General features: G+C 39.7%; 14 protein-coding genes and 1 pseudogene. 7 read left to right on the forward strand and 8 right to left on the reverse strand.

Annotated features, from left to right (window positions below; translation table 11 throughout):
• The first annotated feature begins 98 nt into the window (after positions 1 to 98).
• The gene (locus tag B879_RS08535; RefSeq protein ID WP_009184766.1) at positions 99 to 1,277 is read left to right on the forward strand and encodes a DUF4221 family protein; all 1,179 of its coding nucleotides are present in this window, start codon (positions 99 to 101) and stop codon (positions 1,275 to 1,277) included.
• 488 nt (positions 1,278 to 1,765) lie between these two features.
• Here the strand turns inward: B879_RS08535 and typA are convergent, their stop codons facing one another.
• Entirely contained in the window at positions 1,766 to 3,571 is a 1,806-nt protein-coding gene (typA, locus tag B879_RS08540) for a translational GTPase TypA (protein ID WP_009184767.1), read from the reverse strand.
• Positions 3,572 to 3,829: 258 nt separating this feature from the next.
• On the opposite strand from typA, the gene B879_RS21770 reads away from it, so the two are divergent.
• The 3 genes from B879_RS21770 to B879_RS08560 all read left to right on the forward strand — a co-directional run bounded on the left by B879_RS21770 (position 3,830) and on the right by B879_RS08560 (position 8,247).
• Complete coding sequence (locus tag B879_RS21770) at positions 3,830 to 4,381, forward strand: Crp/Fnr family transcriptional regulator (RefSeq protein ID WP_009184768.1); 552 nt, start codon at positions 3,830 to 3,832, stop codon at positions 4,379 to 4,381.
• A 453-nt stretch (positions 4,382 to 4,834) separates the two neighbouring features.
• Positions 4,835 to 5,572, forward strand: coding sequence for a GLPGLI family protein (locus B879_RS21775; RefSeq protein WP_009184770.1), 738 nt, complete (start codon positions 4,835 to 4,837; stop codon positions 5,570 to 5,572).
• 53 nt (positions 5,573 to 5,625) lie between these two features.
• Complete coding sequence (locus tag B879_RS08560; protein ID WP_009184771.1) at positions 5,626 to 8,247, forward strand: carboxypeptidase-like regulatory domain-containing protein; 2,622 nt, start codon at positions 5,626 to 5,628, stop codon at positions 8,245 to 8,247.
• Positions 8,248 to 8,268: 21 nt separating this feature from the next.
• Here B879_RS08560 and B879_RS23665 read toward each other — a convergent pair.
• Positions 8,269 to 8,346 (reverse strand): annotated as a pseudogene (locus B879_RS23665) (GTP-binding protein); the annotation flags it as partial.
• A gap of 210 nt (positions 8,347 to 8,556) precedes the next feature.
• On the opposite strand from B879_RS23665, the gene B879_RS08565 reads away from it, so the two are divergent.
• Entirely contained in the window at positions 8,557 to 11,034 is a 2,478-nt protein-coding gene (locus tag B879_RS08565) for a TonB-dependent receptor plug domain-containing protein (protein WP_157231567.1), read from the forward strand.
• Positions 11,035 to 11,215: 181 nt separating this feature from the next.
• Here the strand turns inward: B879_RS08565 and B879_RS08570 are convergent, their stop codons facing one another.
• From B879_RS08570 to B879_RS08595, 6 genes are all read right to left on the reverse strand, one after another.
• On the reverse strand, positions 11,216 to 11,530 hold the full coding sequence (locus B879_RS08570) for an NUDIX hydrolase (protein WP_157231568.1): 315 nt from the start codon (positions 11,528 to 11,530) through the stop codon (positions 11,216 to 11,218).
• Positions 11,531 to 11,702: 172 nt separating this feature from the next.
• The gene (locus B879_RS08575; protein WP_009184774.1) at positions 11,703 to 12,128 is read right to left on the reverse strand and encodes a hypothetical protein; all 426 of its coding nucleotides are present in this window, start codon (positions 12,126 to 12,128) and stop codon (positions 11,703 to 11,705) included.
• Positions 12,129 to 12,380: 252 nt separating this feature from the next.
• The gene (locus B879_RS08580; RefSeq protein ID WP_009184775.1) at positions 12,381 to 12,665 is read right to left on the reverse strand and encodes a hypothetical protein; all 285 of its coding nucleotides are present in this window, start codon (positions 12,663 to 12,665) and stop codon (positions 12,381 to 12,383) included.
• Positions 12,666 to 12,739: 74 nt separating this feature from the next.
• Complete coding sequence (locus B879_RS21780) at positions 12,740 to 13,567, reverse strand: OmpA family protein (protein WP_009184776.1); 828 nt, start codon at positions 13,565 to 13,567, stop codon at positions 12,740 to 12,742.
• 194 nt (positions 13,568 to 13,761) lie between these two features.
• The gene (locus B879_RS08590; protein WP_009184777.1) at positions 13,762 to 16,974 is read right to left on the reverse strand and encodes a S41 family peptidase; all 3,213 of its coding nucleotides are present in this window, start codon (positions 16,972 to 16,974) and stop codon (positions 13,762 to 13,764) included.
• Positions 16,975 to 17,444: 470 nt separating this feature from the next.
• Positions 17,445 to 18,353 (reverse strand): helix-turn-helix domain-containing protein, encoded by a 909-nt coding sequence (locus B879_RS08595; RefSeq protein ID WP_009184778.1) that lies wholly within the window; start codon positions 18,351 to 18,353, stop codon positions 17,445 to 17,447.
• A 264-nt stretch (positions 18,354 to 18,617) separates the two neighbouring features.
• On the opposite strand from B879_RS08595, the gene B879_RS08600 reads away from it, so the two are divergent.
• Both B879_RS08600 and B879_RS08605 read left to right on the forward strand, forming a co-directional pair.
• Positions 18,618 to 19,862: a cytochrome P450 gene (locus B879_RS08600; protein ID WP_009184779.1), complete on the forward strand. Its 1,245-nt coding sequence runs from the start codon at positions 18,618 to 18,620 to the stop codon at positions 19,860 to 19,862.
• Positions 19,863 to 19,880: 18 nt separating this feature from the next.
• Positions 19,881 to 20,960: a PEP/pyruvate-binding domain-containing protein gene (locus B879_RS08605; RefSeq protein WP_009184780.1), complete on the forward strand. Its 1,080-nt coding sequence runs from the start codon at positions 19,881 to 19,883 to the stop codon at positions 20,958 to 20,960.
• The last annotated feature ends 10 nt before the right edge of the window (positions 20,961 to 20,970 follow it).

The following is a 20,970-nucleotide window of genomic DNA, read 5'->3' on the forward strand; positions in this document are numbered from 1 at the left end:
ATAAGCTTGGCAAAGGAATTCTTAAAAAGACAAGAGTCTTAAATTTGTAATTCATAACTTATTTAGTTAGTTTTATTTCTTCTGTATAAGCTAAAATTATGAATAAATATTTATTACCATCTATTTTCCTATGCATTAGTTTTTGGGCATGTTCAAAGAAAGAGACTTATTCTGAAAAGGAAATTTTTGATAAAAGTTTTACTCATCTGGGACAAGTCAAATTAGCGATAGACTCAGTTTCTAATTTTGATTTTACTGAGTTTCAGGTAGTCCTTGAAGAAGGAGTGGAGTTGTTGTTAGTAATGAATAGGGTGAATTTCTCTTTCGATTTTTATGATTTGGAAACAGGAGAAATGGTCAAAAGGACGGCAATTGTAAAGGATGAAAAGTTTCCTATACGTGCTTTATATGGTTTCTTTTATCATAATTCCGATTCAATCTTCTTGTTTAATCAAATGCAATTGAATGGTATTTCCTTGTTGAATGGCAAAGGTGATGTAATTACTCAATTCAGTCCACAGAAAGTGGATAGGAGTAGTCCTCAGGAAATGATGAAAAGCTTGGTGAACCATTATTCAAGGGCCGATAATATGACAGTCTATGAAGCTGGTAATTTGTATTTTTCGGACATGAGTCTGAATGGTTTTTTGAGTTCTGATGAGCATATGAAGGCATTTCGTCCAGCAGTCAAGGTCGATTTGGTAAACAATGAAGTTACGCAAATTGACAAGATTACCGTCCCTGATTTTTATCATGGCAAAGTTTGGCCCATGGGTTTGGGGAATTACTCAAGAATCAGACAAGGGGATTTATGGATTTATTCTTGGTCTGCATTAGATTCTTTGTTGATTTTTGATAATGATTGGAATCATCTAAAATCAGTGAATGCAAAAAGTGAATTTGCTAAGCCATTGAAGTATTCTGCTGGTTCAGGTGCTCCCAAAGACATCGAAATCAGAGAAAGAGTATCTCAGACAACCTATAGTTCTTTGCTCTATGATGCTTACAGAGATGTCTACTATCGATTTGTAACTATCGGTCGAGAAATGGAAGATTCAGACTTAGAGGAACAGTTTCCTCAAGTGAAAAATGAGTTCAGTATCATTGTTTTGGATAAAGACTTTACTATTCTTATTGAAAAGAGGTTTCCCGGAAAGATCCATAAACCTTATAAGTCTTTTGTAGGTAAAAAAGGACTCTATCTTTCCCGAACCAATTCTTTTTATGAAGGGCTCAGTGAAGATGAAGTTGTTTTAGATATTTATAGGTTTGATTAATTGAGAGGGGCTTTTTTTCTGAAACTTCAAAGACCTTCGAGGTTCTTTGTAACCTCAAAGGTGAGGGAGTCTGCTAACCTTTTGAGGTCTTTTCGACCTCGAAGGTTTTTTTTGTAGGAAATACGTTTTCAATTTTTGATTCTTTTCTTGAAGAGACCTTCGAGGTTTTTGGAAACCTCAAAGGTCAGGGAGTCTGCTAACCTTTGAGGTCTTTTTGACCTCGAAGTTTTTTTTTATAGGAAATACGTTTCAATTTTTGATTCTTTTCCTGAAGAGACCTTCGAGGTTTTTGGAAACCTCAAAGGTCAAAAAAAAAGACCCATAAAGTCTTTCAACTTCCAGGGTCTTTTTTCTTATCTAAGTCAATTTTACGAGTAATAGAAATCTACTCTTTATAACGAATCTAATTGTTTCATTGAACTTGAGTAGAACTTGTCTTACCTCTTGATTCTTGTTTCTTGATTCTATTTTCTAATCTCTCGCCTCTATCAAGAGTCTTTCTTCGCCATTCTATTTCTCTCATTCTCATCCAAATAGATTTTTCTCATTCGGATGGATTTAGGCGTGATTTCCAGGTATTCATCTTTTTGGATGTATTCCATGGCTTCTTCCAAAGAGAATCTTTTTGGAGGAGCGATTCTGGTGTTGTCATCCGAACCGGAAGCACGCATATTGGTCAATTTTTTACCCTTCTGCACGTTTACCACCAAGTCATTGTCACGGGAGTGTTCACCGATTACCTGTCCAGTGTATAAGTCATCGCCCGGCTCAATAAAGAAAATACCTCTGTCCTGTAATTTATCAATGGCATAGGCCGTACACTGACCACCTTCCATAGAAATCAAAGAGCCATTGATTCTGCCTGGGATATTTCCTTTGAAAGGTTCGTAAGCTGAGAACCTGTGGTTCATGATCGCTTCCCCTTGAGTAGCAGTCAATACATTGTTTCTCAAACCGATCAAACCTCTGGATGGAATTTTAAATTCCAAATGTTGCAAATCTCCTTTTGGCTCCATGATCAATAACTCACCTTTTCTTTGGGTAGCCAATTCGATTACCTTACCTGCAGTTTCTTCTGGTACGTCTACTACCAAGGTTTCGATAGGTTCACACTGAACACCGTCGATTTCTTTAAAAATTACCTGTGGCTGCCCTACCTGTAATTCATAGCCTTCTCTTCTCATCGTCTCAATCAAAACTGATAAGTGAAGAATACCTCTACCGTAGACAATGAATTTGTCTTCTGAATCTGTAGGTTCCACTCTTAAGGCCAAGTTTTTCTCCATTTCCTTCATCAAACGGTCTCTGATGTGACGGGAAGTCACAAACTTACCTTCTTTACCGAAGAAAGGAGAGTTGTTGATGGTGAAGAGCATATTCATGGTAGGCTCATCAATAGCAATTCTAGGAAGTGGCTCAGGGTTTTCCAAAGCGGCAATAGTATCACCGATTTCGAAATCCTCGATACCTGTTACCGCACAAATATCTCCTGCATGTACTTCTGTAACTTTATTTTTACCCAAGCCCTCAAATACATGCAATTCTTTTACACGAACTTTTTTGAATACCCCATCGGCCTTGCACAAGGTCAATTGTGCATTTTCAGTGATGGTTCCTCTTTTTACCCTACCAATGGCGATACGGCCTACGAAAGAAGAGTAATCCAACGAAGTAATCTGCATTTGTAAAGAACCTTCGTCAATTTTTGGAGCAGGTATATGGTCAATGATGGCATCCAACAAAGGAAGGATGGAGTCAGTTGGGTTTTGCCAATCAGTTCCCATCCAGTTTTGTTTGGCGGAACCATATAGCGTCTGGAATTCCAATTGCTCTTCTGTAGCATCTAGGTTAAACATCAGGTCAAATACAGCCTCATGTACCTCATCAGGACGGCAGTTTGGTTTGTCCACTTTGTTCACGACTACAATCGGCGTCAAACCCAAAGCAAGTGCTTTACCCAAAACGAAACGGGTTTGAGGCATAGGACCTTCAAAAGCATCCACCAAGAGGATTACCCCATCGGCCATTTTCAGTACCCTTTCCACTTCACCGCCAAAGTCGGCGTGACCTGGGGTGTCAATAATGTTGATCTTATGGTCTTTATATCTTACGGATACATTTTTGGAAAGAATGGTAATCCCTCTTTCTCTTTCCAAGTCGTTGTTATCCAGGATTAAATCGTCAAACTGTTGGTTTTCACGGAAGATTTTGGAGGCATGGATAATTTTGTCCACCAGGGTGGTCTTACCGTGGTCAACGTGAGCGATAATCGCGATATTCCGAATATTCTGCATTGTAAAATTGAATTAGGCTGCAAAGGTAAGAAGAAAATTTGGTTTCAGCTTACAAGCCTATCAAAGTCCCTAAGATTTAATGATTTGTTCATTCTATGGAATGTGTAAGATCATTTGGGAACTTTTATCAACTAATTTTCTAGAGAGAGGCGGATTTCAACATTTGGCTTCATGTGAGCAGATTGGATTAAAAACGAGGTTTAAGTTTTAAGTTACAACTAATGTTATTATATTAGGTGATTGTTTGATTGTTTTGTTATGAAAGGTTTTGATTTTGTGTTCAAAAGGTTTCCCAATTATCAAGCAGCTCCTTGGATGGATGTAATTGGGTTGAAAAAAGGCCAGTTGTTGCTTGCACAGGGACAGGTATTAGCAAATTTGTTTTGGATAGAATCTGGAATTTTGAGGGAATATCATCAAGATGGTGAGGGTGAATTTACCAATTCGTTTATTTTTGAAGGCAATTATTATTTGACGGGATTTTATTTTGGAAGTCATCTCAGGTCTTCATTTACAGTTGAAGCATTGGAAGATTGTAATATAATAAGCTTTTCAATGGGTTTTTTCCAAGAGCGGGACTTGGACCACCAGCTTGTGCTGGATGTTTTCAAGGAAATCTCCATGCTAAAATACCAATACAACCTCCAATGGAAATTGATCAATGGGAAGAAGTTGTTTCTTGAAAAATGGGAAAGCTTTAAACAAGCTTATCCGGGATTATGGATAAGGATTCCCCAAAAACATCTGGCTTCATACTTCAAGGTCAGTTCCCAATATATTTCGAAGTTAAAAGCTGATAGAAAACTGTGATTTATTCGACTAGTTGAAGTTCTTTTTTAATCTAGTTTAACTAAATTTTAATGTGGGGGGGGGGTAAATTTGTAATGTTCCTAGGAGATAATTAAATAATTTTCAACAAATTAAAAAAACAAAATGAAACGTATAATCTTAAAAATAGTTTTTTCATTTCTAATCTTATTTGGACTTCCAATTATGAGTTTCGCAGGTAATGAAAAAGGTCTAGAGCCTAACGAACCTCTGTTTAAAGAGGTCAACATGGAGACTGTTGTCGATGAGGAATTAGAGGCCACTGGTTGTTGTTTTCGGTGGTGCACAGTTGAAACCGATAAGGTAATTAATGGAAATCCGGTTTTTATTACCTATTGCTGTGTCACATGCCCTCCTATTGCATAAACTTGTCTGAATCGAGGGTTTATTACTTAACCCTCGGTTTAATTCAATAAAAATTTAGATTTATTAAAAATGGCCTTATCCAAAATCTTAAATTTGGGACTATTAATATTGTTTGTAGCTCTCCAATATATTGAAAATGAAAGAAAATTACTTGTAGAATACTCAGTTACAAGAGGAGATAGGGAGATACTTGGGGTTTTATTCGCTGACTTTAATGGTTCACGTTATTTTTATCAAACTGATGAAATTAAGAATCGCTGGAATGAATTTTTAGAAGAAAACTTATCCAACCAAAAAAAGTCTTTTGAAATAGGGTTTGTTTCCATTGAACATAAAAAGAACGAATTGTTATCAACAGAATTTTTAGCAAATAAAGATTATGTTTTGGTAAAAGATGAAATCCCTGAATTACAGTGGAATATTACAGAAGAGAGAAAAATGATTTTAGGGTTTGAATGTAGAAAAGCTAAAACACATTTCCGCTGTGCCGATTACACAGCATGGTTCGCATCTGATATTTCGATTTCGGCTGGTCCATGGAAAATTACCGGTCTACCTGGGTTGATTCTTGAGTTGAATAATGATACAGTTGGTGAAAATTTTCAAGCAACGAAAGTCGAATATCCAGCAAAACCAAAGAAGATCTTTAATGATTTTAAACCTGTCACTTCCAAATTGTTCGAAACCTTTGCTGCTTTCGGAGATGCCCAAAAATCCGAAGTTAAAAAATTCAAAGACTTTTTGAGGGCACAAATGAATCTTCCAGATGATGCTGAAGTTCACATTGAAGAGAGAGAGTGTTATTAAAAAGCTATTTTATATTTATTAAGCCAATATTGTCTTTTCTGTTAAATTGTATAATGGGAAAAAATAAATGGCTTTTTCTTTTATTTTTACACTTCTGGTTGTATTCGGTAGGTACTTATGCCCAGTCCAAAGAAATAATCCTAGGATTGGTTTTGGATAAGGATACCGGTCGGCCCATCCCCTCAGCAACTGTACAATTATTGGATACAAGCGACAGTAGTATGGTGGGATTTACAATTGCAAGGGTGGACGGGAATTTCACAATTCCAATCCAAGAGCTCAAGGATTATTTGCTTAAAATTTCTTCATTAGGTTATGGCAGTAAGTTTATTGCCATTCAGCCAGGCCAAGTATCAGAAGAAGTGAAGGTATTTCTTGAAAAAGAGGACATCAAACTCAATGAGGTGATTATACTAGAGTCTAGCCCTGCTGTAGTCCGTCATGATACTACCATCTATCAAGTAGATAAATACATGCAGGAAGGTGACCGCTCACTTTTTGAAGTACTGAAAAACATGCCCAACTTTAGGGTGGAGGAAAGCGGGGAGGTTTTTTTCAAAAACAAGCGGATTGACAAGGTCATGCTCGACGGGGATGACCTCATTGGGGAAAATTACAAGGCTGCCATCAAAAGTATGGACCCATCTGTATTGAACGAGGTACAGGTGATCGAGAACTTTCAGGACAACCGTTTCCTCTCAGGGGTGGAAGCAGGTCAAAAGACAGTGCTCAACTTGGGAGTGAAGGAAGACAGGAAACAGCTTCTTTTCGGAAACTTGGAGCTTGGACTTGGGCCTGAAGCACACAATGGTCTGGCCAATATTTTTTCATACCAAGGGAAATTCAAAGCATACCTGCTTGGCACTAGCAATAATGCGGGTATCCGTCGTGAGGACCAATCAGCGGAAAGGAAAGTGGAAGAACTTTCCAACTTTGCCAAAGATTGGTTATGGTCGCCCTTACAGCATATAAACCGATATATTCCATATTTTCTTAAAACTACGTACGAAAATCCAAATAGAGAGAGGCTTGGCACTATCAATCTTTCCTATCGGGCAAAGGACAATATTTCTCTGGTGTCCAATTTCAATCTATATGCTGACCGGAATGATTTCCTCAAAGAAAATGCAACAGAATTCCTGTTGGATCAGCCTTTCCGTATCAGGCAGGCAGATACACTGTTCAGAAGACCGCGGATGATTGAGCACCGGCTCAAAGGGGATATAGCCTTGGATAACCAAACAGGGATCAGGATTGATAATTTACTCCATTTCCATGATAATTTTTTAGGGCAAAGTTTGTTTTTTGACGGGGGCAATTTCGTGGAAAACCGCATTCAGGAAATGACCAACCGACGCAACACCTGGAATGCGGTAATGGAACTTACAAGAAAGATTGGTGAAAATAACGCACTTGTCTTTGGGGTATTTACCCGAAGAGAAACGATGCATGAATCTTTGAACGCCAGTTTATTGGTTGAACAGAACAATACCATAGAAGAAGTTCAGGATATTTCACAGTTCCTTGACCATCAGATGCTACAATCAGGAGTTCAGCTCAGGTGGCTTAAATCAGGGAAATCCATCAGGTTTGAAAACCAACTCTCCTATCATCACCAGGAATATAGCCTAAACGGTGAATTACAAGGTGAGGAAGATGGATTGGTTGGAATTTTTTCAAGAACACCTTCATTTTATCAAAAATTAACATTGGAAAAGGGGAAGATTAACCTGAATTTTTCCTATCGTATAGAAAAGCAATTAATGGAGACTTTTCTAGACGAGAGTAAGTCAAGATGGAATTGGCAACGTGATGCTGTGGTTTTGGTAAAATTAGATGATGACAATGTCATCAATGTGGGATTTAGCATTGAAGTTCAGCCGCTTTATGGTAGTGCTATGGCCGACAGACCCTTGTTTTTGGATTTTAGGACAGCGCAGCAAGGAAAGAACCTTATAGATTGGAACAGGCAGGTTAATTTCTTTTTTGGCCATCATTACAGTGATATTTTCAAAAGGAGAATATCTGTTAATACTAATTTATTCTGGCTTAGAAACCCCACGCTTTGGACACTCAATGCCATGGAGCTTCGTCCCGAAATCGTTTTTATGCGGTTAGGTAGAACAACCCTCAATGATTCTAAAGGGATCATGGTGAAGGTAGATAAGCTGGTTTACCCCATCCGAGGGAATGTTCGGCTAGATCTTAACCTCTGGCAATCCGGATTTGAGGAAATTGTCAATGGGCTTGAACGGTTTTCTTCTAGTATTACTCCATCAGTAGGGTATCGTTATTCATCCGCTTTTAAAGGCCCTGTAAACGTAGAATTCAAAGGGTACTTCCAACAAAACCGTATGAATATCCTGCAAGGAGATGAAGTTCTTAAAAACAATTTCATGAATTCTAATCAAACCCTGATCCTCAGATCAAAGTTTGGCAAGATGACAGGGAGGTTGATTCTAGAAAATTTCGGGATTGAGAAGGAGAATTTCCAGTTTGTAAATTACCGCATTGAATATAATATGAGGGAAAGACTTAACTTTTATACAGAAGGTAGAAATTTACTGAACACTGATAGTTTTACCATGGCCAGATTTACTCCCAACCAGTTTTTTCAGGAATCCTACAGTTTGTTGGGGAGAATAATTTTAGTTGGGATAAATTGGTATTTTTAATGTGCATGAATACCAAACAACATGGATAATTTTGTCCACCAGGGTGGTCTTACCGTGGTCAACGTGTGCGATAATCGCGATATTCCGAATATTAATCATTGTAAAATTGAATTAGGGTGCAAAAGTAGGAAGAAAATTTGGTTTCAGCTTGTAGGTTGGCGAAAGTCCCTAATATTTAATGATTTGTTCATTTCTTTTTTTAACTTATTAGTCATATTTGCCCATTTGATGCTACTCAAAAGATTCATTCTATTTCTTTTATTCCTGCCCTGTTTTCCACTTGTTCTCAAGGGGCAAAAAATTGATACATTGTTGGTACAAGAAGTTCACTTCAACGAAGGGCTTGTTTTTTCGTTGCCCCATGCTATTCAGGGCCAGATACCAAGCATATTGATCAGCAGGCCTGGCTCCAATCCAAACGGTTCATTTGACATGATCTATAGGGGCTTTCATACCTATCAAAACAGGATGAGACCTTTGTTGGTCATGGATGGAATGCCTGGACTCACTTGGGAGTTTGTCGATCCTTTTTTAATTGATACCATTAGTCTTGTAAACGGGGCACAGGCTGCTTCATGGGGAATGCAAGCAGGTGCAGGAGTGGTAAATATTGGCTCCAAACAAGTAAGAAAGGAAGGTTGGACAGTAGGTTTGATTCAATCAGCGGCATTGGAAAGCCATCAACGAGGCTATGATGTCTTTACTCCCCAGGAATACAGGGCCTTAAAGTTGCCTGGCCATCCAGACGGGAATACAAATACTAATTGGGAGGATGCGCTCAGTAGAAATGCTTGGTCTATGCATACAGGCGTGCAAGGGAGCTACCGAAAGGATAATTTTTATGTGGACACCAAACTAAGCAACCGCACTGTACAAGGTATACAGCCACATACAGGTTTTGACCAACTAAGCTTATACGGAAATTTGGGATATACCATGTGGGATGATAGGGTTTCAATAGACCTCAGCGGATTGAGAGTCAATCGTCAAGCAAGAATTGGTAACAGTGATTTTTTTGAAGGAATGATAATGAACCCTACCTGGCCTTTAGAAGAGCCTTTTGAGGCATTTACACGATTTCGAGGAAATCCTTGGATACGTATGGAGGAAGAGCGAAATAGGGTAGAGACTAAGATGCATTTCTTTCAAGCCAATGTAACTGCAAAATTGACCGATCGATGGAGCGTTAGCTCCCGATATGGACAAGTTGGGAAAGAAATGGTTCAAGAACGAACCTACAGTAATCGAGCTGGTATTTCTCAGACAATTTTCCCATTAGTCTATCGTGAACGTAGCCATGAGCGAAGTTTGTTGGAGTTTACTACAGAATATCATGCGGATTTGGGTAATTGGAAAATCACACCCGGATTAAGATATGCGAGACAAGGAATAAATTATGTATGGCATGGCTACAATGAGCGATTGATCAATTTGGACCAAACGGCAACTACCAGAGAAAATTTAGCAGAAGAACTCGGAGAGTTCACACTTGAATCCTTTGGGGCTTCTCTTAATTTGCTTTTCCAAGATAAACTAGCGATTGACTTCCGTTACCAGCCTGAACGTGCTTCTCATCTAGGGTCAAATGCAGGATGGGGAAATTTTTGGGGAATGGATGTTTCTTATGCTGCAGGAGATCGATTGAGGCTTTTTGCAAAGCTAAGCTACACCGGGTTGGCACCAGATCAGTCAGGATTGAGTCAAACGATCTATGATGTAGGGGAACAAATCACCCCTAGACATTTTGCCAATCCTGATTTACGGTGGGAGAGCTCAAATGCTTGGGAATTGGGCGCAGATGTAGCTTTTGCCAAAGGGAAGATTGTGGCACGAAATGCCATCTTCCGAAATCAAGCATCAGACCTTATGGCATTGTTGCCAGATGATACCATTAGTGATCCTTTTGGATTATCTTTTTTATCTTTTTCTTACCAAAATTTTGCATCCATAGAAAACTATGGCTTTGAATCTTCTTGGCTTTTTACCATACTGGATCGCCAAAAGGTCAGGTATCAATCCGGGTTGAATCTGACTTGGATGCATTCCGAATGGACAAATTTGGAAGCTGATTTAGTCTCTTGGGAGGGAAGAGATGTAGGAGTTAGCCGCCAAGTTGGTGGCAATCCCTACTTCCAATTCAATACCCTCCGCACAGGGGAGGCGCTTGGAACAGTACGTGCGTTGGAGTTTCAACGAATTGATCGAAATACAGGGCAATGGGTATTCAGTCAAAATCCAAGCGGTACTAATTGGCAAGATGCATACAGGCCCGTTGGAAGAGCGATTCCTCGTTGGTGGATGGGTTGGAATCATGGATTAAGCTTTGGGAAATGGTCTATGGATGCTTTTTTCAGGGGGGTATTTGGCCATGTCTTTGCTCATGAAACGAATTATCGCTATGGAAATGTCAACTTTTTCGCATTAAATAGGGTTAGGAGTTCCCAAGAATTGGTAAATCTAGGTTTGACAGACCAAAATACCTTCAATTCGTATTTTGTGGAAAATTCCAGTTTTCTTAACCTTCAATTTTTATCTGTCTCACGAACGTTTGACCTCACTTTCGGACGTACTAAAATTAATAGCAGACTTTCTATGATTGGAAACAACCTATTTTACCTCACGAGATTTTCGGGTGCGGACCCAGAGCCACGCCTACATGGGAAGCCTGTTTGGAATGTTGATGACCATGTGGAGACATTTTATGCATACTACGCCTCAGGTGTAGCTGATGCTAATACCTGGCTGCCCGCAAGATCGTTAATGGTCCAACTTCAGTTAAATTTTTAAGTTGAGTAGTGGATGTTTTCTAATTCTCTTTCTATCAACAAAAAAACCATATAATCAAATGGTCTGTATCTTCACCAGTAAAAAAATGAAGGATACGACTTTTCATTCTCAAAATAGGATCATTCGGCTGATTAAAATGCTGTATTAAAAGCATGGGGTTTTTCAATCATTTCCTCTTGCCTTACTCCATTTTTATCCAATATACTCTTCCTTTTCCTGTAATTAGGGTTTTGGGATTTTCATGGATTGCATTGAGGATTTCTTTCAATATTGGATAAGGAATAGCCTCCATAGCTTCATCTTTTCTGAACCAACCAATATGAGTGCAATCCTCTGGTGGTGTAATTTCTCCAGAAACATATCTTGCTGAATAATAATGCATAATAGTTGGATGTGGAGAAGGTAAATGATTAGTGAAAATGGCACGCAGTTCCCAATTATCTGTTTCTATACCCATAGTTAAAGACATGAATTCTAAAAATTCTGAAATACTCATATCTTGATTAAATCTATTTCCAACAACTTCCCACTCTCCTTCCCATTTGACCAATTGAATTTCATCATAATTTTATTTTTTTAAGAGTTCAATCGCTTTTTCCAGTACTTCGTCTCTACCTTCCCTGACACCTTGGATGGTAGGTTTAACCTCTAAGTCTATTTTGAAAAATCTATTTTAAAGCTGTTTTTACCTCATTTGAAATATTTTCCTGCTCAATCCAATCAAAATTCCCAATAGAAAAAGAGTCAGGAGATACTTCAACGCAAGGGCCACAAGTTGGAACAGTCCCTAAATTTTTGATCCACTTTAAAAAGGATTGGTCTCTCTGTTTATCATTTTTTGCTTTAAGTATTTCAGGTAAAACCCTAAATAATTCATAATCCCAATTAAACTTACCTGCATTCACCTCGGGATGATAGTACTTAAGGAAAGACCATATTTTGGCAGTGATCGCCAAGTTTTTAATTTGTTGCTCCGTGATCTGGCTCAAAATAATTTTAGATCCTTTATCAAAAATAGTATCCGATTCAAAAATTTCTGGTCTTAAATTAGGTATTTCGAAGTTATTGATATCCTTACCATCTATCTCAACCATAAAGTCATCAAACCAAGCTGTTCCTTTTCCTTGTATAATTCCTGCTATAGTTAAATTATCCTTTCCAAATCCAAGTGGTAATGTAATTCGATAAGTGCTCCAATCTTTAGTTCCGTTCAGATTTAGGTCTTGAAGATTTTCAAAGTATACGGTATTTCCATTATCTTCAACTCTAAGGATTAAACCAACAAAACCCTCTGAAATATTTTCAAATCGGATTTTCCCCTCTAATCGAACACTGTCACCTATTATTCATTTAATTGGGATTTTATAAACTATTCCACCAAAAGACTCTTTATCCGAAATTGATGAAATTTTACCCGAGTATTTCCCTTCATAAGAAAATGTAGAGTCGATTTCTACCTTTTTATCTCCCCAGGTACTCCAACCATCTGATAAACCCGATTTATTAGTCCAAACTTCAAACCCCAAATTGTGTTGAGCTAGTAGGTCAGGATTTTTAGATGTGCAATTTTGAAGCACAATTGAAAAACATAAAAAATAGAAGCAAATCTTTGCAATTGAATTTTTATACATCAGAGGCTTTTTGAAGCAATATTAAAATGGATTTCTTATTGGACAAATGTGGAAAGCTAAGTTCAAATTTAAGATTATTTCAATACCATCTCCACTCTCCTGTTTTTGCTTTTCCCTTCTTTCGAGGTGTTGGCTGAAACTGGAGATAGAGAAGATACTCCATACCCCTTTAATCTACTTGCAACAATTTGATGATTTTCAATCAAATAAGTAACCACTGCTTCGGCTCTTTTTTCTGATAATTGCTGATTGTGTTCGAAAGAACCGGTGTTGTCAGTATGACCTACTATAAAGACATTAACTTGTGTATTCGATTTTAAATAGTTAGCCATTTGCTCCAAAGTTTCATTAGATTCGGGCTTAATTTCTGATTTGTCTGTGTCAAAATAGATTCCGTAGAAGGTTGCTTTTCCATTGCTCTGCATCTCTTTGGCGATATCTTCAGCTGACAGGGCAATGTATTGGTTCATATTTTCTTCCCTTAGACTATAAACGGAATAGGAACCGCTCTGGTCACTTTGAATGTGAATATACCAAGAATCGCCGGCTGACTTGAAATGAAGGTAAAGGTTGGCATTGGCCTGATTAATTATTGTGCCTCCCTTGGAGCTTATTGCCTGAATGTAATTCTGGAAGATCATTGCGTTGGAAGGGTTTTTTCCCATCTCGCCGTTAAATGTGTAATAGGTTTTCAGCAAGTATCCAGCCTTTTCATATTGGGTCAAGTTCCAGTCTTCATCTTGGTATCTAATATTTATTTTATCATACTCGTACTCTTCACAGCCAGAAATACTATGATTTGGCATTTTAGTAAATAGAGGGTGTGGGTCACATGGAGACTGAGAAAAGGATTGCTGCGCAACCAATACCGCAAAAATTAATGCAAATAAAAACTTATACATAAATCAAATTTTATAAAGTGTTTGTTTGAGAACTTGAATATATAAAAATTTAAAGAATAGTTTTGATTACTATATGTGAAAATGACCTTATTTTAAAATATAATAATCATCATGTGTGATTTAAATAAGGGGTTTTTTAAACAAAAAGGAGCTGGGAAATTCTCCCAGCTCCTTTAGTTTTAATAATGTGTTTATTAATTGTTTTTAAACGATTTGTCAGGATAAGTAGGAGGACTTGGTACAGGTCTTGGATCTTTTTTGATCAATTCCTTCAAATGCTCAATGGCTGCTTCCAACTGAGCATCTTTCCCCTCAAAAGTGGCTTTGGGCAAATTGATTACCTCAATGTCCGGAATAAAGCCTACCCCTTCAATCAACCATTCTCCTTCTTCCCCATAGACTCCCATCATAGGTGCTCGGGCTACACCATTATCTGACAGGGTATTGACCCCTGATAACCACACTTCTCCTCCCCATGTACGGGCACCGATGCTCTGTCCGAGTTCGAGTCTACGGAAACCTTCAGCAAAGGCCTCTCCATCTGAAGCAGTAAATTCATCCACCAGCAATACCAAATGTCCTCTGAAGGCATATTGCATGTTCCAGTAAGGCTCTCCTTCCCTATTTTTCCAGTAGAAGAAGGCTTCCCGCATCAATCGGGAAAGAATAAAACTGTCAATATTTCCACCTCTGTTGTGCCTGACATCGATTACCAAGCCTTGCTTTTTAAACTGAGGATAGAAGTTCCTAAACCACTGATTGATATCACTTTCGCCCATCGCACGCAAGTGAACATAGCCCAAAACCCCATCAGAGGCCTTCTCAACTTCCAGTCGGCGGGTATATTCCCAATCGTTGTATCGTAGATTAGATTCGGCACGTGCATTTATGGGTATTAGAATTTTATCATCCAAGGGCGCTCCCGTACTGCTTTTCAAAGATAGACGAACCTGCTTGTCGGCTTTGTCCCGCAGAAAGTAATTCAAATCATAAGCTCCCGCAACAGCTTGACCATCGACATGTGTAATGATGGTGCCTACTGGAATATCAATATCAGGATGGGCAAGCGGAGATTGCTCATCGGGATAGTCAGGGTCGGTTTGATAGATGTAATCAATTTGAAAACCTTGCAATTGCTCATTTTTTGATATCCTAGCACCTAGCAAGCCCATGCTCACCTGGTCCTGTCCTCTTCTTAGGTCTCCGCCACCCACACTGGCATGTAGCACGCTCAATTCCCCGATCAATTCACCCATGACATCGGATAACTCAGCTCGGGTTGTTACTCTTTTTGCAAGAGGGAGGTATTTTTCATACATCTTGTCCCAGTCGACCCCGTGCATATTAGGATCGTAGAAATAGTCCCGTTCCATTCTCCAGGCATCGGTGTATAGCTGTATCCAGTCTTCGCGGGGATCAATGGAGAAATTCCATTTGCTCAAATCCAATTTAAATTCTGCCAAATTGGAAATTGGAGAGGTCTTGAGTTCGACCACATGGTGATTACTCCCCACGGTGACGAGCATGTATTGATTGTTGGCCGAGGTGACAAACCTTCTGACATTATCGATAAAGGTTTTTGGTTCCACTTTCGAACTGATTTCGGTCATGGTAATGTTATTTTTGCCATCATCATTGACATCGTTCAGGTAATAAAGCGCTTTGTCTGTTACCACCAGATTACGATAATTTCCTGCTGGAATAGGCACTTCTCTCAACCGCTGCATCAGGCCATCTTCATCAATGCTAACTTTCACCGGACCTTCTGACTTTTTCTCTTCTTTTTTCAATTCATGATTGAAATGGAAAGGAGAGATCAAGCCCTTCTTCAGTGAAATGTGGTAAATCTTCATTTGCTTGTGCCAGTAAGGTTCCGGTTGACGGGTACCCCATGGCGAACCCACCTTGGTTTCGAAATTTCGATCAGACAGGAAATACAACCAATTTCCATCCGGGCTCCATTGCGGGCTGACACTATTGGCCCGGTCCGAGGTCATGGCAATGCGTTTGCCTGTTGTAAATTCATAAGCATAAATCTGGTTGAAAGTATTGGAAGCGGATTGGGAAAATGCCAACCATTGGCTATCAGGAGACCAAGCCATGGATCCGCTGATACCTTCCCTGTTGGTGGAGGCTTTTACTTGTTTGCCTGTCGCAAGTTCTAAAATCCACAAATCTCTATTCAGGTCTGTAAAGGCAATTTTCTTTCCATCCGGAGAAGGTGTCAGGTTAAAGCGTAAGGTTGTGCCATCTTTGGTAAGCTGCTTTCCTTTGTCCATTCCTTTGCTGTCGTACTGATGAATTTCAAATTCTCCACTTTCATCAGAGAATACATAAATGCTCTTGCCATCAGGAGAGAACTCTGCATCTCTCATACGCACGCCATCTTTCCTGTCCAAGCGCACAATTCTGCCTTCTTTCGCTGGCAGTATAAAACCTCTTCCTCTTGCAGTTAATGCGACCCGTTCTCCATCATTGCTGACAGAAATGCCAGTGATGTAAGTTTCAGGATTATTGATCCATTTTTCCCGCATCTGCTCAAAGTCGGAACTAAGATGGATAGCGAGTTGCTTGTCGGTATTGGCGCTGAGGTCCATGACATGGATATCTGCGCCCACGCGATAAGCCAAGGAATTGCCTTGTAGGGAAAATTCACGTACATCGTAACTCTCTTGGGTAGTGTGTTGACGCAGATCTGCTCCATCTGTGGTCATGGACCATACATTTTGGATCCCATCACGGGAGGAAATGAAATACACCCTCCCCTGATGATAGATGGGACGGTGGTCCTCTCCTTTGTAATCCTTGGTCAGTTTGATGGCTTCAGGTGTATTTTCTGTGTATTTCCAGACTTGTCGGGCTGTTCCACCTTCGTAACGCTTGGTGACATTATTATGAAAGGTCGGACGAACGAAAAAATAGGTGTTGCCATCCTCTGAAAAGCTTCCTTCGGCTGCCATTTCTAGGGGAAGGATTTCCCGCTTTCCATTTTGAATATCCACAGTAACCGTTTGAAGTCTGGGTAAGGTGGCGTATTGGTTGGTGGTATAAGCCAATACCTCAGCGGATTTCCAGGCTGTTGGAATGGAAGGGGCCGTTTCATAGGTAAGCCTTCTGGGCAAGCCTCCGTCGATAGGGATGATATATACTTCTGTGGGTCCTTCATAGGAGGCGGCATAAGCTACCCATTTGCCATCCGGTGAAATTTTAGGGGAAGATTCTTCACCGTGGTGGGTGGTGAGTCTTGTGGCTTTTCCTCCATTCGTGGACACTTTCCATAGGTCCCCTTCAGATACAAATACAATAAGTTCCCCATGAATGGAAGGTTGCATGTAATAACCCATCTCTTGGGCTTGCAAACTCCCCATCAGGAGAACTGTACAAACAATTTTCAGTAAGAATTTCATGATCGCTTTAGATTACAATTACACTTGGTAATATAAACCTTCTGCTTACTTCCTGCAAAAGCAATCATACAAAGCAACAAAAAAGGATTTGAAACTTTTATTTTTTAGATTGATGTGCGCCTAGACCATCTTCATGCTTCCCAAAGTAGATGTTCTTGCAAGAAATTAGGTCGATATCCGCAAATAGGATGATATTACCTATTTTCTTCAGAAAATGGTTTTATCTTTATTTTCTATAAATCGGAAGGTGATTAATGTTTTTTTCCGTGCCATCGGGTGATTGCATGGAAAGTTGTTTCTTACTAAACCACAATAGTGTTGTTTAGTAAACAATAAAGTTACTTTCAATCAAGAGGATGAATTTTAGCAAGACGGTTTTGCTATTAAGGTTTTACCGTTTTATCGATTGGAGGTTTAGACTTTTTAAATAGCTATTAATGATATAACATGCGGCGTGCTAATAAATAAACTTATGCAACCTCTATCTTGTCTCGAAATTCTGAGGGACTTTTCCCGGTAAACTTTTTGAAAAAGCGGGAGAAATAAGCTGGGTCTTCAAACTTTAGCTTATAACTGATTTCAGCTATGCTGTAATCGGTTTGCTCTAAGTATCGAATGGATTCGTTTAGGATAAACTCATGAATGACCTGCATGGGTGATTTGGAAGCTACGGCTTGGCAAACACGGTTCAGATGGACAGTTGAGATTCCCATGGCATCGGCCAAGGAAGCCACGGTTAACTTTTTATCGACGTTTTCTCCTTTAAATAACCGATTGCTGTAATAGCGTTTGATTTGTGTCATAAAGGATCGGAAAAACTTGATATTGGTATTGACTACTTTATAGGTATTGTGTCTGTTTTCCAAAATCATCCTGTAAAACTCCACGAAAAGGATGGATAAATAGGACTTGATGGCCAAAGATTTTCCTTGATATTCAGTTAGTAACTCATTGTTAGCTCTTCTGAATAGCCGTGACATCAGACCAAAGCGCTCATTGTTCCAACTGCTGAAAATTACACGAGGCTTTTCGATTTCTAATAATACATGGGGTTGTGGGTTCAGGATTTCTTCGACAAACTCATCGGAAAGTGTGAGCACCATTCCTTTGATATCGGGGGTGAATAAATACCCATGCAAGGTATTCGCAGGCATGGCTATTAGACAGGGTTCATCTATGTGTTGCACAGTAGGGCCGCAGGTAAATTCAAATGAGCCTTCTTCTATAATCACAAACTGATACAAGCGATTATGCAAATGAGGTTTGATGACCCAGTCATGATTTCGGCTTCTAGCATCGATGGATTCGCAGTGAATAAACTCTGGAAGGATTTCCTGTTTGCTTTCCCCATACAATACATAATTATCGATTTTTTTCATGGCTGATGCTGGTTAAAAGTGCAAGAGTTTGTTTTGTGTGGATTTTCAGGATTTTCTGTTGTTTTCGATGTGAAAACTTTATTTAAATGGATTAAGACGTGATTTGCAGTAGAGTGTTTTGAGTAGGCTGCTAACTCAATGATTTGTGAATTTAAAATATTTTACACTCATGTAATAAAAGTACAAGTAATTTTTTAAAATCAATGGATACAAGCCAGGAATTGATGGGATATTGCAGAGAATTCTTCATAAACCCAAAACGACATGAATGCAGGAATCGAGCAATGTCCTTATCACAAGGAATTAAACGCAGCTTACAAACCATTTGACCTCACCAATCCTTTTCCTTTTTACAAAGAAGTCAGAGAGAAGTGTCCCATTTTTTTCAGTGAGGAGCTGGGGTATTATGTAGTATCCAAGTATGAAGATGTCAAAGCAATTTTTGGGAATTGGCAGGCTTTCAGTTCTGAAAATGCACAAAGCCCCTTTAAGCCAATTGCCCCCAAAGCAAAAGCCTTGATGGACTCTGCTGGATTAGTAGGCTTGTCGGGTCTTTCCGGAAGAATTCCCCCTGATCATACCCGTATTCGGAGGATTGTCAGCATGGCATTTAATCTGGCCCGTATCAAAAAGCTAGAGCCTGAAATCCGGAATATAGCTATCCGTATGATTGAGGAATTGAGGGCAGGTAAAAATCAGGCAGAAATGATTTCTGAACTGGCTTATGACCTTCCAGCTTTGGTGATTTTTAAACTACTGGGTGTACCTGACAGCGATGTAGCACAGGTGAAAAGTTGGGCAGAAAGTAGATTGCTCCTTACTTGGGGAGATCTGGATGAAGATGCGCAGATGATGCATGCCGAAAACATGATTCGTTATTGGAATTACTGCCAAAAATTGGTCAGCGATAGAAAAGAAAAAATGCAAGATGACCTTCCAGGTGACTTGGTAGTCTTGCAGGCCGAAGGGCATGAAATTACAGATAGAGAGATTGCTGCCATCTGTTACAGCCAACTCTTTGCAGGTCACGAGACAACTACCTCTTTGATTGGAAATGGCATACGTGAATTGCTGGTACATCCCGAAAGCTGGGAGGCAATCAAACAGGATAAAGCACTCATCCCAAAAGCAGTCGATGAAGTGTTGCGATATTCTCCTTCCATTTTATCCTGGAGAAGGAAATGTAAAATTGCCACCGAAGTAGGAGGGGTGATGATTCCGGAAGGAGCAAACATCCTGATGGTGATGGGTTCAGGCAATCGAGACGAGGATATGTACGAAAACGGAGAAAGTTTTGACATCACCCGCGGAAATGCCGGAACACATTTGTCTTTCGGCTCTGGTATCCACTTTTGTTTGGGTTCTCCCTTGGCTAAACTGGAGTTTAAGGTAGTTCTCGAGGAACTTACAGACCGAATTCCAAACCTTCACTTGACACCTAATCAAACATTCACATTTGCACCTAATACATCCTTTAGAGCCCCGCAGGCCCTTCAGGTACAATGGTAAACCTTTAATTAACTTAACATGAACCCCACTTACAGCCTGTTTTTCAAAGATGCTAAGCCCGAACAACTAGAAAGTCTCGGAGGGAAAGGAAAGAGCTTGGCCAGCATGTCCCAAGCAGATCTACCGGTGCCACAAGGTTTCTGTGTGACCACAGATGCGTTTGTTGCGTTTATTCAGGATTTGATGACTGCCAAAGGGCTTTTTACATCCTTGGCCAAATTGGATACCAAAAATATGTCTGCCCTGGATAAGTTATCAGGGGAAATCAGAAATCAGATTTTGAATAAAGCCATTGCAGCGGATATTCAAAAAGACATCCTAGCAAGTTATCGAAGATTATGCGAGCTATATGGCAAGTCGGATGAACTTCCGGTAGCTGTTCGTTCTTCTGCCACAGCGGAGGATTTGCCAGATGCTAGCTTTGCAGGACAGCAGGATACCTACTTGTGGGTCGTGGGAGAAGATGAGGTGTTAAGCCATATCAAAATGTGCTGGGCATCCTTGTACACGAGCCGTGCCATTGCATACAGAAAGGACCATAATATCCCGGAGGAAGATGTGCACATGAGCGTAGTGGTGCAAAAAATGGTCAATGCACGAGTAGCAGGAGTGACCATGACCTTGAATCCTTCCAATGGAGACCGTACTAAAATTGCCATTGAGGCTTCCTATGGCTTGGGAGAGAGTGTGGTTTCAGGGACTGTGACCCCAGATAATTACTTGATGGATAAGGTGATTTTTGAATTGGTGGAGTCTTCCATTCAGGATAAAAAGATTGCCTTGATTCCTGACCCTGCCAATAAGCGTGTAATAGAAATTGAAGTGGATCCGATAAAAGCTACCGAAGCTTGCCTCACTCGAGATGAATTGATTTTTATCAGCAAAATCGCCAAACGCATAGAGAAACATTACGGCTGTCCACAGGATATCGAATGGGCATTGGACGCCGATGCGGAGGGTGAAGAAGCTTTTACCTTGCTGCAAAGCCGTCCTGAGACCGTGTGGTCCAACAAAAAGACGGAAACCAAAAAACACTACATGTCCGGAATGCAAGGACTCGTAGGATCGCTGATAAACCCTTTAAGTGCAAAAAAATAACCCAATCAAT

The sequence above is a fragment of the Cecembia lonarensis LW9 genome (genome assembly GCF_000298295.1).
In the GTDB taxonomy this organism is placed as follows: Bacteria; Bacteroidota; Bacteroidia; order Cytophagales; family Cyclobacteriaceae; genus Cecembia; species Cecembia lonarensis.

Bases quoted from the DNA above. Each gene is read 5' to 3' on its own strand.
- B879_RS08535 (WP_009184766.1), top strand. From the start codon at position 99: ATGAATAAATATTTATTACCATCTATTTTCCTATGCATTAGTTTTTGG.
- B879_RS08595 (WP_009184778.1), bottom strand. From the start codon at position 18,353: ATGAAAAAAATCGATAATTATGTATTGTATGGGGAAAGCAAACAGGAA.
- B879_RS08570 (WP_157231568.1), bottom strand. From the start codon at position 11,530: ATGAGTATTTCAGAATTTTTAGAATTCATGTCTTTAACTATGGGTATA.
- typA (WP_009184767.1), bottom strand. From the start codon at position 3,571: ATGCAGAATATTCGGAATATCGCGATTATCGCTCACGTTGACCACGGT.
- B879_RS21775 (WP_009184770.1), top strand. From the start codon at position 4,835: ATGGCCTTATCCAAAATCTTAAATTTGGGACTATTAATATTGTTTGTA.
- B879_RS08575 (WP_009184774.1), bottom strand. From the start codon at position 12,128: ATGGTTGAGATAGATGGTAAGGATATCAATAACTTCGAAATACCTAAT.
- B879_RS08590 (WP_009184777.1), bottom strand. From the start codon at position 16,974: ATGAAATTCTTACTGAAAATTGTTTGTACAGTTCTCCTGATGGGGAGT.
- B879_RS21780 (WP_009184776.1), bottom strand. From the start codon at position 13,567: ATGTATAAGTTTTTATTTGCATTAATTTTTGCGGTATTGGTTGCGCAG.
- B879_RS21770 (WP_009184768.1), top strand. From the start codon at position 3,830: ATGAAAGGTTTTGATTTTGTGTTCAAAAGGTTTCCCAATTATCAAGCA.
- B879_RS08605 (WP_009184780.1), top strand. From the start codon at position 19,881: ATGAACCCCACTTACAGCCTGTTTTTCAAAGATGCTAAGCCCGAACAA.
- B879_RS08560 (WP_009184771.1), top strand. From the start codon at position 5,626: ATGGGAAAAAATAAATGGCTTTTTCTTTTATTTTTACACTTCTGGTTG.
- B879_RS08580 (WP_009184775.1), bottom strand. From the start codon at position 12,665: ATGTATAAAAATTCAATTGCAAAGATTTGCTTCTATTTTTTATGTTTT.
- B879_RS08600 (WP_009184779.1), top strand. From the start codon at position 18,618: ATGAATGCAGGAATCGAGCAATGTCCTTATCACAAGGAATTAAACGCA.